The organism is Pseudorhodoferax aquiterrae, assembly GCF_014652235.1.
In the GTDB taxonomy this organism is placed as follows: domain Bacteria; phylum Pseudomonadota; class Gammaproteobacteria; order Burkholderiales; family Burkholderiaceae_C; genus Pseudorhodoferax; species Pseudorhodoferax aquiterrae.
In genome coordinates, this window is record NZ_BMYK01000008.1 from 99,939 (window position 1) to 112,071 (window position 12,133).

General features: G+C 70.1%; 11 protein-coding genes and 1 pseudogene. 6 read left to right on the top strand and 6 right to left on the bottom strand.

Annotated features, from left to right (window positions below; genetic code table 11):
• The first annotated feature begins 67 nt into the window (after positions 1–67).
• The 6 genes and pseudogenes from IE209_RS15100 to IE209_RS15125 form a co-directional block, all read left to right on the top strand.
• On the top strand, positions 68–784 hold the full coding sequence (locus IE209_RS15100; protein WP_189687786.1) for a GntR family transcriptional regulator: 717 nt from the start codon (positions 68–70) through the stop codon (positions 782–784).
• A 29-nt stretch (positions 785–813) separates the two neighbouring features.
• Complete coding sequence (locus IE209_RS15105; protein ID WP_189687787.1) at positions 814–2,037, top strand: helix-turn-helix domain-containing protein; 1,224 nt, start codon at positions 814–816, stop codon at positions 2,035–2,037.
• 48 nt (positions 2,038–2,085) lie between these two features.
• Positions 2,086–2,766, top strand: coding sequence for a Vgb family protein (locus IE209_RS15110; RefSeq protein ID WP_189687788.1), 681 nt, complete (start codon positions 2,086–2,088; stop codon positions 2,764–2,766).
• Between the two features lie 375 nt (positions 2,767–3,141).
• On the top strand, positions 3,142–3,648 hold the full coding sequence (locus tag IE209_RS15115; RefSeq protein WP_189687789.1) for a hemerythrin domain-containing protein: 507 nt from the start codon (positions 3,142–3,144) through the stop codon (positions 3,646–3,648).
• On the top strand, positions 3,645–4,784 hold the full coding sequence (locus IE209_RS15120) for a glutathione-independent formaldehyde dehydrogenase (protein WP_189687790.1): 1,140 nt from the start codon (positions 3,645–3,647) through the stop codon (positions 4,782–4,784). The genes IE209_RS15115 and IE209_RS15120 overlap by 4 nt, the downstream gene beginning before the upstream one ends.
• 155 nt (positions 4,785–4,939) lie before the next feature.
• Positions 4,940–5,407 (top strand): annotated as a pseudogene (locus IE209_RS15125) (type 1 glutamine amidotransferase domain-containing protein); the annotation flags it as partial.
• 171 nt (positions 5,408–5,578) lie between these two features.
• Here the strand turns inward: IE209_RS15125 and IE209_RS15130 are convergent.
• Genes IE209_RS15130 through IE209_RS15155 form a run of 6 tightly spaced genes read right to left on the bottom strand, consistent with a single transcriptional unit; the run spans position 5,579 to position 12,040 of the window.
• Entirely contained in the window at positions 5,579–6,649 is a 1,071-nt protein-coding gene (locus tag IE209_RS15130; protein WP_189687791.1) for a branched-chain amino acid ABC transporter permease, read from the bottom strand.
• A 7-nt stretch (positions 6,650–6,656) separates the two neighbouring features.
• Positions 6,657–7,685, bottom strand: coding sequence for a branched-chain amino acid ABC transporter permease (locus IE209_RS15135; protein ID WP_189687792.1), 1,029 nt, complete (start codon positions 7,683–7,685; stop codon positions 6,657–6,659).
• A 32-nt stretch (positions 7,686–7,717) separates the two neighbouring features.
• Positions 7,718–8,446: an ABC transporter ATP-binding protein gene (locus tag IE209_RS15140; RefSeq protein ID WP_189687793.1), complete on the bottom strand. Its 729-nt coding sequence runs from the start codon at positions 8,444–8,446 to the stop codon at positions 7,718–7,720.
• Positions 8,439–9,221 carry an ABC transporter ATP-binding protein gene (locus tag IE209_RS15145; protein WP_189687794.1) on the bottom strand — a complete coding sequence of 261 codons (783 nt, stop codon included), beginning with the start codon at positions 9,219–9,221 and terminating at the stop codon, positions 8,439–8,441. Before IE209_RS15145 ends, IE209_RS15140 begins: the two co-directional genes overlap by 8 nt.
• Before the next feature lie 6 nt (positions 9,222–9,227).
• Positions 9,228–10,427, bottom strand: coding sequence for a substrate-binding domain-containing protein (locus IE209_RS15150; protein ID WP_189687795.1), 1,200 nt, complete (start codon positions 10,425–10,427; stop codon positions 9,228–9,230).
• Between the two features lie 32 nt (positions 10,428–10,459).
• Positions 10,460–12,040 (bottom strand): long-chain-fatty-acid--CoA ligase, encoded by a 1,581-nt coding sequence (locus tag IE209_RS15155; RefSeq protein WP_189687796.1) that lies wholly within the window; start codon positions 12,038–12,040, stop codon positions 10,460–10,462.
• Positions 12,041–12,133: the final 93 nt, after the last annotated feature.

Genomic DNA, 12,133 nt, shown 5'->3' on the forward strand with positions numbered 1-12,133 from the left:
CGGCGCCGGCATCGGGCCTGCCGACGGGCATGGCCTGTCCGCCGATATTGCCGGACAATCCAAGCCCGTGAAGACCAATCCATCCCCTGCCGAAGCACGCGCGGCCCCGCGCCCGGGCGCAGCAGCCGAACGCCACCCGCGCAGCACGCCCGACCGCGTGGCCGATGCGATCAGCAAGGGCATCCTGATGCGCCGCTTCGCCGTGGGCCAGCGCCTGGTGGAGGCCGACCTCACGCGTGAATTGCAGGTCAGCCGCAGCACGGTGCGCGAGGCCCTGCGCATCCTGGCCGCCAGCGGCGTGGTCGCGCTCACGCCGCACCGCGGCGCGGTGATCCGCTCGCTCACGCGCGAGGACGCGGCCGACCTGCTCGGTGTGCTGGAGGTGCTGTCGGGCCTGGCGGCGCGGCTGGCCGCGTCCCGCATCGGCGCCGGCGACAACGCGCGCCGCTTCGCCGCGGCGGCGCACCAGCTCGTCACGGCCGACACGCCCGAGGCGCTGGACCGCGTGCTCGATGCGCGCGCCAACTACTACAAGGTGATGTTCGACATCGCCGGCAACCAGGAACTGGACCGCGTGCTGCCGCAATCGCGCGCCCACCTGTTCCGCGCCCAGTTCTACCATGCGCTCACGGCCGCCGACCTGCGCGCCATGGTGGCCGAGTACCGCGGCATCACCGAGGCCATCCTGGCCGGCGACGCCGCCCTGGCCGAGAAGCGCATGCGCAGGCATCTGCAGAAGTCCGGCGAGCGCACGCTGCCGCGCATGGCGCGGTTGTCGATTTAACGCCAGCGCAGCGCGCCCACAATGCGCGCATGCAAGCCCTCTTCACCGCCGCCGCGCGGGCGCTCGCCATCGGCGACGCGCTCGGGGCGCTGCGCCTGGTCGCACTGCACGAGGACCCCACGGCACTGGCGCTGCGCGGCATCGCCATGGCCCAGCTCGGCGAGCATGGCCGCGCCCGCGAACTGCTGCGCCGGGCCGCGCGCGGCTTCGGCCCGCGGGCCACGGTCGCGCGGGCGCGCTGCGTGGTGGCCGAGGCCGAGATCGCGCTGGCCATGCGCGATCTGGGCGGCTCCACGCGCCCGCTGCTGGCCGCGCTGGCCACGCTCCAGGCACAGGGCGACCTGGTCAACGCATGGCTGGCCCGGCTCGTGGCGGCGCGGCGCGCACTGCTGCTGGGCCGGCTTGACGACGCGGAACGGGCGCTCGCGCCGCTGCGGCCGGTGCCGGCCTCGCCGGCGCGGCTGCGCGCCGTGGCCGAACTCTGCGCGGCCGAGCTCGACCTGCGCGCGCTGCGCACCGCGGCCGCACGCAGCGCGCTGGCACGCGCCGCAGTGGCCGCAGCGCTGGCCGGCGTCCCGGCGCTGCAGGCCGAGGTGCGGGCAGCCCAGGGCGCGCTGGAACAGCCGGCCGCCCGGCGCGCGGACCAGGGCCGTGCCGAGCCGCTGGTACTCGACGCCGTGGCCGCCCTGCTGGCCTCGGGCGCGCTCGTGGTCGACGGCTGCCGCCGCGGCCTGCAGTGCGGCGCGCACTGGATCGCCCTGGCGCGCCGGCCCGTGCTGTTCACGCTCGCGCTGGCATTGGCCGAGGCCTGGCCCGGCGCGGCCGACCGCGCGGGGCTGATCGCCGCGGCCTTCCGCATGCGGCAACCCGACGAGACCCACCGGGCCCGGCTGCGCGTGGAGCTGGGCCGGCTGCGCGCGCTGCTGCAGGGCCATGCGCAGATCGAGGCCACGGCCACAGGCTATGCGCTGCGGCCCCTTGCAGCACCCGAAGTCGCCGTGCTCGCACCGCCGATCGCCGGCGAACAGGCGGCCCTGCTCGCGCTGCTGTCCGATGGCGCGGCCTGGTCCACCTCGGCGCTGGCGCTGGCGCTGGACGCGAGCCAGCGCACCGTGCAGCGCGCGCTCGTGGAACTCGCCGAACAGGGCCGCGTGCGCGCGGTCGGCCAGGCCCGCGCGCGGCGCTGGCTCGCGCCGCCGCTGGCCGGATTCACGACGGTCTTGTTACTCCCCACTGCGCTGCCCCCGGGCTAACAATGGCTTCACCCGGCGCCCTTCCGGTGCCAGTACAGGAGAAGCCCCATGTCCACCGCCACCCAAGCCCCCATCCACACTGCCGAAGTCGTGCGCGAGTACGGCCCCTTCCCCGCCGCCCCGCGCGTGCATGGCGTCTCGCACGACGGACGCCAGGTCTGGGCCGCGACCGATGGTGCGCTGTTCGCATTCGACCCCACCAGCGGCGAGCCCACGCGCCAGCTGGACCGCGCCTGCGATGCCGGCACGGCCTGGGACGGCAAGCACCTCTGGCAGATCGCCGGGGCGCGCATCGACAAGCTCGACCCGGCCACGGGCGAAGTGCTGCACTCCATCCCCGCGCCGGGCGCAGGCAAGGATTCCGGCCTGACCTGGGCCGAGGGCCACCTGTGGGTGGGCCAGTACAGCGACCGCGCCATCCGCCAGATCGACCCGGCCACGGGCGCGGTGCTGCGCAGCATCGCATCCGACCGCTTCGTGACCGGCGTGACCTGGGTCGACGGCGAACTCTGGCACGGCACCTGGGAGCACGACGAGAGCGAACTGCGCCGCATCGACCCGGCCAGCGGCGCCGTGCGCGAACGCCTGCGCATGCCCACCGGCCTGCACGTGAGCGGCCTCGAATGGGACGGCGCCGGCCTGTTCTACTGCGGCGGCGGCTCCAGCGGCAAGGTGCGTGCGGTGAAGCGCCCCGGGCGCGCCGGAAAGGCCGAAGGGCAGCGTCGGTGAACGTTGTGCAGGTTCAGCAACGTCCCTGCTGAAGGCCTGCGGGGACGACTGAAGACGGCCTGCGTGCACGGCGGCGATTTGCCACGCGCCAGCAGACAGGACAGCGGTCATGGGCTGGACCGCCTTCGACAACCACCTGCCTGCGGCGCTGGGCCACATCGGTCCGATGGCGTCCAGACAACGCTGGCGGGCAGCGCAGGGCGAACCTCCGCCTGAGAACCCGGCGGCGTACACCGCTCCTCAGGGCCCCCTCCAGCGGCAGGTCCACGCGCTGTTTCTGCGTGTCGTTGCCTGGCGTACAGCGGTCAAGCCCCCATCCTACGTCGCCGCCCAAATCGCTTCCCACACTTCAGGGATCGCCCCACAGGAGTTCCCATGAGTTCAACACTTGCGTACCAAGATGCCGTCGACCTGCTCGATGCGGACCACAAACTGGCGCAGAAGCAGTTCATCGACTACCAAGGCCTGTGCGAGGACGGCGCGCCGCCCGAAGCGCGCCAGCAACTGGCCTTGAAGATCTGCCAGGACCTCAGCGTGCACACGCAGATCGAGGAAGAGATCTTCTACCCGCGTGTGCAGGAGGCGATCGACGACGACGCGCTGATGAACGAGGCGCTGAGCGAGCATGCCGAAGCCAAGGAGGCGATCGCCCGCATCCGCGGCATGGTGCCCACGGACGCGGCCTATGACAGCACGGTGATCGAATTGGGCCAGGCCATCATGGACCACGTGATGGACGAACGCGAGAAGATGTTCCTCAAGGCGCGCTATGCCCCGGTCGACCTGCGCGGCATGGTGCCCGCGCTCTACGCGCGCAAGAAGGCGCTGCAGAGCGGCAAGCCGGCGCCTGCGCCGGCGGGAAAGAAGGAGGTGGCGGCATGAAAGCCCTGGTCTACAACGGGCCCCGCGATGTCCAGGTGATGGACATGCCCGATGCACGCATCGAGCGCGCGACGGACGCCCTGGTGCGGATCACGCGCACCAACATCTGCGGTTCCGATCTGCACATGTACGAAGGCCGGACCGACATGAAACCCGGCCGCATCCTCGGCCACGAGAATGTCGGCGAGGTGATCGAGGTCGGTGCCGCCGTCGACCGCGTCAAGGTCGGCGACATGGTGTCCCTGCCCTTCAACATCGGCTGCGGCTTCTGCGAGAACTGCGAGCGCGGGCTGAGCAACTATTGCCTGACCACGAATCCCGGCCTGGCCGGTGCTGCCTATGGCTTTGCCGACATGGGCCCCTACCACGGCGGCCAGGCGGAATTCCTGCGCGTGCCCTACGCCGACTACAACTGCCTGATCCTGCCGCGCGACGCAGCCGAGAAGCAGAACGACTACGTGATGCTCTCCGACATCTTCCCCACGGGCTACCACGCCACCGAGATGGCACAACTGCGCCCGGGCGAGTCGGTGGTGATCTACGGCGCAGGGCCGGTGGGGCTGATGGCAGCCCTGTCGGCCACCATCAAGGGCGCGAGCCTGGTGATGGTGGTCGACACCCACAAGGACCGGCTGGCGCTGGCCGAGAAGATCGGGGCGGTCGCGATCGACGACAGCGAGGGCGGCGGCATCGAGCGGGTGATGGAGCTGACCGGCGGGCGCGGCGCGGATTGTGGCTGCGAATGCGTGGGCTACCAGTGCTGCAACATGCACCAGGAGGAAGTGCCGAACCTCACCATGAACAACCTCGTGAACGCGGTCAAGTTCACCGGCCACATCGGCTGCGTGGGGGTGTTCGTGCCGCAGGATCCGAATGGCAAGGACAAGCTGCAGCGCCGGGGCCAGATGGCTTTCGACTTCGGCATGTTCTGGTTCAAGGGCCAGAAGCTCGGCACGGGGCAGTGCCCGGTGAAAGGCTACAACCGCTTTCTGAGCCGCCTCATCGAGCAGGACAAGGTCAAGCCCTCGTGGATCGTGTCGCACGAACTGCCGCTGGACCAGGCGCCGCAGGCCTACAAGAACTTCGATGCACGCGAGGAAGGCTGGACCAAGGTGACGCTGGTGCCCAACGGTTGACATGGAGCGGGCGCTCCGCATCGGAGGCGACCCCGCCCTTGCTGGCGACGCACCGCTTCTCGTTGCAACACGGGCCGCGCGCGCGTACGGGATGTTCAAGAACAAGGAAGACGGGCTCGTGCGAGCGGTCTTCGAACCCTGAGCGCGGAGGTCCCATGGAACTCAGTCACCAACTGCAGGCACGCAGGATCGCGGTGTTGGCCGCGGACGGTTTCGAGAAGGTCGAGTTGACGGTGCCGGTCGCGGCCCTGCGTGCAGCCGGAGCGCAGGTGGACGTGGTCTCGCTGCGTGCGGGGCGCATCCGGGGTGTGAACCTTCACGAGCCCGCAAGCCGTGTGAAGGTGGACCACACCCTGGATGAAGTCTTGCCTGCCGACTATGACGCCTTGCTGATCCCGGGCGGCTTCATCAATCCGGACCTGTTGCGCCAATCCGCGACCGCACGCCAGTTCGTCAAGGACTTCGATGCCTCCGGCAAGCCCATCGCCACGCTCTGCCACGGGCCGTGGCTGTTGGCGTCCGCCGGGCTGGCCTCCGGACGAACGATGACGTCGTGGCCCGGCGTGCGCGACGACATGGTCCATGCGGGCGCGGTCTGGCTGGACCGAGCCGTCGTGCAGGACGGTAACTGGCTCACCAGTCGCGGGCCGCAAGACATGGTGCCGTTCGTGCGGGCCTTGTTGCCGTTCTTCGCAGGCGACGAGCCGAGCCACGGTACGCTGGCGTCCACCGATGCCGGATCCTCCCCTCAACGAGAGGCGCCGCCGCAACTGGTACTGCAAGCCATGAAGTGGCTACACGGACCGCATGCGCAGGCTGCGCAGCCGGCCCACCACGCCGCTCGGGAAGAAGTACACCGAGAGCACGAACACCAGCCCCAGCCACAGCATCCAGCGGTCCGGGTGGAACAGCTCGGGCAGCAGCGGCAGGCCCTTGAGGCCGCCGCTTACGCCGCCCAGCAGGCCTTGCAGGTAGTTCTCGGCCACCACGTAGACCGTCACGCCGACGACCGCGCCGTAGACCGTGCCCAGGCCGCCGATCACGGCCATGAGCAGGATGTTGAGCATGACGTTGAACCCTACCGTGGTCTGCGGCCCCACGTAGCGCAGCCACAGCGCCATCAGCACGCCGGCACAGGCCGCCATGGCGGCGGCCAGGCAGTTGGCCGCGATGCGGTAGTGCAGCGTGCGGTAGCCGATGGCCTCGGCGCGAAAGTCGTTCTCGCGGATCGCCTCGAGCACGCGGCCGAAGCGCGAATTGACCACGCGCAGCATGCACAGGAACAGCACCAGCGCCACCGCGAACACCAGGTAGTAGACGAAGACCTTGCCGTTGACCGTGACGCCGAACACATCCTCCTCGAACGGCCGGAATGCCGGCATCAGCACCTCGGGCAGGCGGAAGCTGCGGCCATCGTCGCCGCCCGTGAGATCGGACAGGCGCAGCACCAGCGCACCGAAGGCAGCGCCAAAGGCCAGCGTCATCATGGTGTAGAAGATCGCGCGCACGCGCAGCGAGATCAGCGCGATCAGGAAGGACAGCAGCACGGCCAGCGCGATGCCGGCCAGCGCACCCAGCGCCATCGCGCCCCAGGTCGGCCCCAGCCTGTGCATGGCGATGGCCACGCCGTAGGCGCCGATGCCGTAGAACATGGCGTGGGCGAACGAGACCACGCCGCAGTAGCCCAGCAGCAAGTCGAAGGACGCGACCAGCACCACGAACACGCAGACCGTGGCCGCCACGTTGAGCGCGCGTGCACCCGGGAACAGGAAGGGCGCCGTGGCCAGGTACAGCAGGATCAGCAGCAGCGCGCCCGAAAGCACGCGGCTGCGCGGGAAGTCGCCCGAGAGCAGATGGGTCAGCATGGCGCGCTCAATGGTGGTTGACGGGGTACAGGCCTTGCGGGCGCCACAGCAGCACCACGGTCATCACGAGGATGCTGGACACCAGCGCCAGGTCCGGCAGCAGGAAGCTCACGTAGTTGCTGGCCAGCGCGATCAGCATGGCGCCGGCGAAGCAGCCCGTGACCGAGCCCAGGCCGCCGATCACCACAATGATCAGCATCTGCACCAGTACCTCGGCGCCGATGGCCACCGTGAACTGCTCGCGGTAGAAGGCCCACATCACGCCGCCCAGGCCCGCCAGCGCCGAGCCGGCCACGAACACGCCGACGAAGATGCCGCGCACGCGGTAGCCCAGGGCCTCGACCATGGCGCGGTTCTCCACGCCGGCGCGGATCAGAAGGCCGATGCGCGTGCGGCCCAGCAGCAGCGTGAGCCCCACGAAGACCACCGCGCCCACGCCCACGGCCACGAGCCGGTAGCGCTCCACCCCCACGTCGCCGACGACGATGGAGCCGCGCACGGCCTCGGGCAGCGGCAGCAGCATCTGGTTCACGCCGAACAGCACCAGAACGAGCTGTTCGATGATGATCATGGCGCCGATGGTCACGAGGATCTGCTTCAGATGGTCGCCATAGACCGGCTTGACGAACAAGCGCTCGTAGACCCAGCCCAGCGCGGCCGTCACCGCCATGGCGGCCGCGATCACGGCCACGATGGCGAGCAGGTTCGCGCCGATGGCCGGCGAGGCCAGCAGGCCCTGGAGCGGCGCCACGAGCAGCGTGGCCGTGTAGGCACCCACGGCCACGAAGGCCGCGTGGCCCAGGTTCATGACGTCCATGAGGCCGAACACCAGCGTGAGCCCGCTGGCCATGATGAACAGCATCATGCCCATGGCCAGCGCGGCCACGGTCAGCGTGATCCAGGTCGGCACGCTGCCGACCAGCGGCAGCGCCAGGACCATCACACCGACGATCATGGCGGCCGGCGCCCAGTCGCGCGTGCGGCCCGGCAGGGGCTCGGGCGCGGCGGCAGCGCGAGGTGGATCGAGAACGGCCATGGCTTCTCCGGAAGAAGGGGCGGCGGCGCGCATCAGTGGACCGCTCCCGCATGCAGGCCCAGCAAGCGCGCCTGCAAGGCCTCGTCGGCCGACAGCGCGGCCATGGCGCCCGTATGCACGATGCGGCCATCGTCCATCACGGCCACGTGCTCGCCCAGCCCGCGCACGAAGTGGAAGTTCTGCTCCACGAGCAGGATGGTGGTGTCGCGCGCCTTGAGGTCCTCGAAGGCCTGGGCCAGGTTGTCGACGATGGCCGGGGCCAGGCCCTTGGTCGGCTCGTCGATCAGCAGCAGCTGGCGCGGCTCGACGATGGCGCGCGCGATCGCGAGCATCTGCTTCTGCCCACCCGAGAGCAGGCCGCCGGGCCGCAGCCAGAAGCGCTTGAGCGCAGGGAACAGGCCGAAGATCCAATCCAGCCGCGCGCTGTCGAAGCGCCCCGCGATGGCGGCCAGGCGCAGGTTCTCCTGCACCGTGAGGCCGGAGAAGATGCCCATGTCCTCGGGCACGAAGGCGATGCCCGCGCGCGCGATCTCGGGCGTGCTGGCAGAGGTGATCTCGCGGCCGGCGAAGGTGGTGCGGCCACGGCTGGCCTGCCACAGGCCCATGATGGTGCGCAGCGTGGTGCTCTTGCCGGCGCCGTTGCGGCCCAGCAGCACCGTGAGCGCGCCGCGCGGCACGGCGAGGTCCACGCCCTGCAGGATGTGGTACTCGCCGATGTGGGTGTGCACGCCTTCCAGGCGCAGCAGGCTGCCGTCAGACATGGGCCGGCTCCTTGCTCTTTCGGCGCACGCCCAGGTAGGCCTCCTGCACGATGGACGAGGCCATGACCTCGGCCGGCCGGCCATCGGCCACGAGGCGGCCGTTGTGCAGCACCACGATGCGGTCGGCCAGCGTCTGAATCACATCCATCTTGTGTTCCACGAGCAGGATGGTCTTGTCGCCGCGCGCCTTGAGGCGGCGGATCAGCTCCAGGATCACGGGCACCTCGTCCACGCCCATGCCGGCCGTGGGCTCGTCGAACATCACGACCTCGGGCTCCAGCGCCATCAGCATCGCCACCTCGAGCTTGCGCTTGTCGCCGTGCGGCAGCTTGGCGGCCAGGTCGTCGCGGCGCGCGGCCAGGCCGACCTGCTCCAGGCAGGCCTGCGCCTGCTCGATGAGGTCGGCGCGCTGGCGCCACAGCGCCAACATGTTGAAGCCGGCGCGGTGCCGGCTCTGCACGGCCAGGCGCACGTTCTCGGCCACCGACAGGCGCGGGAACAGGTTGGTGAGCTGGAATGCGCGGCCGATGCCGCGCGCCGTGCGCTGCGCGGCCGACAGCCGCGTGATGTCTTCGCCCTTGTAGAGCACCGCGCCCGCACTGGCCTTCAGCTGGCCCGACAGCAGGTTGAAGTAGGTGGTCTTGCCGGCGCCGTTGGGGCCGACGATGGCGGTCAGCGTGCCGGCCTCGAAGGCCGCGCTCACGTCGTCGACGGCGGCATGGCCGCCGAAGCGGATGCCCAGACCGCGGCTGGCCAGCGCGGGTGTGCCTGCCATGGGTGCTCAGCGCTTGACGGTGACCGGCACCGGCATCTCGGCCGCCGGGATCTCGCGCACGAGTTCGAACAGATCCCACTCGCCCTGCCCGTCCTTCTTCATGCGGAACTGGTACTGCACCTGCATGGCCTGGTGGTCTTCCTTGCGGAACTGCATCTTGCCCTTGGGCGTGTCGAACTCCATGCCCTCCATCGCGGCGATGAGCTTGGGCGTGTCCACGCTGCCGGCCTTCTTGATGCCGGCCACGATGGCGGCCGCGGCCGTGAAGCCGCCCGCCGTGAACAGGTCCGGCGGCACGTTGTAGCGTTTCCTGTGCTCGGCCACGAGCCAGTCGTTCATGGGGTTCTTCGGGAAGTCGTAGTAGTAGAAGGTGCCGCCGCCCACGTCCAGGCCGCGCCAGGGCTTGGCGTTGTCCAGGTTGGCGCCGCCGATGGACAGGAACTCGATGCCGTGGCGACTCGGATTCAGCTCGGAGATCTTGCGGATCGGGTTGGGCGCGCCCCAGATGACGACCAGGTACTTCTTGCCCTTGAGGTCCTTCATGCGGTCGAAGATGCGCTGCATGTGCGCCGTGAAGTCGGTGGTCGAGAGCGGGATGAACTCCTCGTGCGCGAGGTTCACCTTGCGCTTGGTCGCGCCCAGCGCGTCCTTGAAGGCCTTGACGCCGTCCTTGCCATAGACGTAGTCGGGCGCGAGGAAGGCCACGTTGTCGCCATCGCCCAGCGCGGCCGCCGTGGCCAGCGCGTCCTGGAAGGAGTTGCGGCTGGCGCGGAACAGGTACATGTTCCAGGCCGAGCCGGTCAGCGAATCGGCGATCGCCGGCTCCAGCATGAGGATCCTGCCGTACTCCTCGGCCACGGGCGCCATGGCCAGCGCCCCGCCCGACCAGGACGTGCCGATCGCGATGTCGGCCTTGTCGTCGGCGAAGGCCTGGGTCAGCAGCGCCTTGGACTGCTCGGGCTTCATCTGATCGTCCTTGACGATGAGCTCGATCTTGCGGTCCAGCAGCGTCATCGAGCCTTGCGTCAGGTAGTCCAGCGCCAGGCGCACGCCGCGCTCGGTGTCGCGCGCGTACTGCTCCGAGGGGCCGGTCTTGCTCGCGATCAGCGCGATCTTGATGGGCTTGCCGGCCTGGGCCAGCGCGGCAGGTGGCAGGGCCCAGCAGGACAGGGCCGCGGTGGCGGCGTAGACGAGGTTCTTCAGCATGGCGGGTGTCTCCTGGGAATGTGTTCTGGCGATCAACCGACGGCGCGGCGCTGGCCCTTCCAGTAGGGCTCGCGCAGCACGCGCTTCAAGATCTTTCCGCTCGGGTTGCGCGGCAGTGCGTCGACGATGTCCACGCTCTTGGGGCACTTGTAGTGCGCGAGGTGCTCGCGCATGAAGCCGATGATGGCGGCCGCATCCGCGGACATGCCCGGACGCAGCACCACGCAGGCCTTGACGGCCTCGCCCCAGGTCGCGTCGGGCACACCGATCACGGCGCCGTCGGCCACGGCCGGGTGCCGCATGAGCACGTTCTCGACCTCGGCCGGGTAGATGTTCTCGCCGCCCGAGACGATCATGTCCTTGATGCGGTCGTGGATGTAGAGGTAGCCCTGCTTCAGGTAGCCGCCGTCGCCCGAGCGGAACCAGCCGCCGTTGGCGTTGCGGCCTTCGGGGTAGGCGGCGGCCGTGGCCTCGGGGTTGCGCCAGTACTCCAGCAGGTTGCGGTCGGACTCGATCCAGACTTCGCCGACCTCGCCCTCGGCAACGTCCTGCTGCGTGATCGGGTCCACGATGCGCAGTCGCGCGCCGCCGATGGGCTGGCCGGCCGAGCGCAACAGTTCGGCATCGCCGGCGCGGTGGTCCGCCGGGCGCAGGAAGGTGGCCGGCCCGGAGACCTCGGTCAGGCCGTAGACCTGCAGGAAGTCGCAGGCGAACACGCCGAAGGCCTGCTGCAGCACGGTCTCGCTGATCGGCGAACCGCCGTAGGCGATCAGCTGCAGCGCCGGCTTGGGCATCTCCTTCGCACCCGGCACCTGCAGCATGAACAGCAGCATGGCCGGCACCACGAAGGTGTGCGTGATGCCGTGCGCGGCGAAGGCCGCCAGGTAGGCCTTGGGATCGAAGTCCGGGTAGGCCGCGGTCTGCCCGCCGGTGTAGAGCGTGAGCAGCAGCATGGTCATGCCGGCCACGTGGAACACCGGCAGCGGGTTGCCCAGCACATGGCGCTCGTCGAACTTCCACTCGCGTGCCACCACGCGCGAGGTCGACAGCAGGCCCGCGTGCGACAGCACCACGCCCTTGGGCAGGCCCGTGGTGCCCGAGGAGTACAGCTGCAGCGCCGCGTCCTGCGGCGTCAGGGCCACCGGCGTGCACTGCGCGTCGAAGCCGGCGTACCAGTCGGCCAGGCCGGGCAGCCCGGCACTGGCGCCCTGGGTGCAGACCAGGGTCGTGACGCGCGGCAGGTCGGCCGCCTGCACGGTGGGCAGGAATTCGGCATCGGCCATCAGAAAGCTGGCCTCGCCGTTGTTGACGATGTAGGCCACCTCGGCGCCCGTCAGCCGCCAGTTCACGGGCATGCAGACGGCGCCCAGCTTGCAGGCCGCCAGGGTGACCAGCAGGCATTCGATGTGCTGCTTGGTCAGCACCGCCACGCGGCTGCCGCGGCCCACACCGGTGGCAGCCAGCGCATTGGCGAGCCGGTTCGTCTCGCGCTCCACATCGGCGAACGTGAGACGGCGCTCGCCGCAGCGGTAGGCCAGGGCCTGCGGCCGGGTGGCGAGCTGGCGGGCCAGGCCATCGACCAGCGTGCGGTCGTTCGTGGCGGGGTCGTGCATGCGCATGTCCTTGGTAGATGGGCAGATCCGGCTGGCCACGCGGCCGGTGGCCGGAACCCGGCCACCGCACCCTCATGGAGTTCGCGGAAGGCT

Excerpts from the sequence above, each read along its gene's own strand:
- IE209_RS15105 (WP_189687787.1), top strand. The coding sequence starts at position 814 with ATGCAAGCCCTCTTCACCGCCGCCGCGCGGGCGCTCGCCATCGGCGAC.
- IE209_RS15110 (WP_189687788.1), top strand. The coding sequence starts at position 2,086 with ATGTCCACCGCCACCCAAGCCCCCATCCACACTGCCGAAGTCGTGCGC.
- IE209_RS15115 (WP_189687789.1), top strand. The coding sequence starts at position 3,142 with ATGAGTTCAACACTTGCGTACCAAGATGCCGTCGACCTGCTCGATGCG.
- IE209_RS15120 (WP_189687790.1), top strand. The coding sequence starts at position 3,645 with ATGAAAGCCCTGGTCTACAACGGGCCCCGCGATGTCCAGGTGATGGAC.
- IE209_RS15130 (WP_189687791.1), bottom strand. The coding sequence starts at position 6,649 with ATGCTGACCCATCTGCTCTCGGGCGACTTCCCGCGCAGCCGCGTGCTT.
- IE209_RS15135 (WP_189687792.1), bottom strand. The coding sequence starts at position 7,685 with ATGGCCGTTCTCGATCCACCTCGCGCTGCCGCCGCGCCCGAGCCCCTG.
- IE209_RS15140 (WP_189687793.1), bottom strand. The coding sequence starts at position 8,446 with ATGTCTGACGGCAGCCTGCTGCGCCTGGAAGGCGTGCACACCCACATC.
- IE209_RS15145 (WP_189687794.1), bottom strand. The coding sequence starts at position 9,221 with ATGGCAGGCACACCCGCGCTGGCCAGCCGCGGTCTGGGCATCCGCTTC.
- IE209_RS15150 (WP_189687795.1), bottom strand. The coding sequence starts at position 10,427 with ATGCTGAAGAACCTCGTCTACGCCGCCACCGCGGCCCTGTCCTGCTGG.
- IE209_RS15155 (WP_189687796.1), bottom strand. The coding sequence starts at position 12,040 with ATGCACGACCCCGCCACGAACGACCGCACGCTGGTCGATGGCCTGGCC.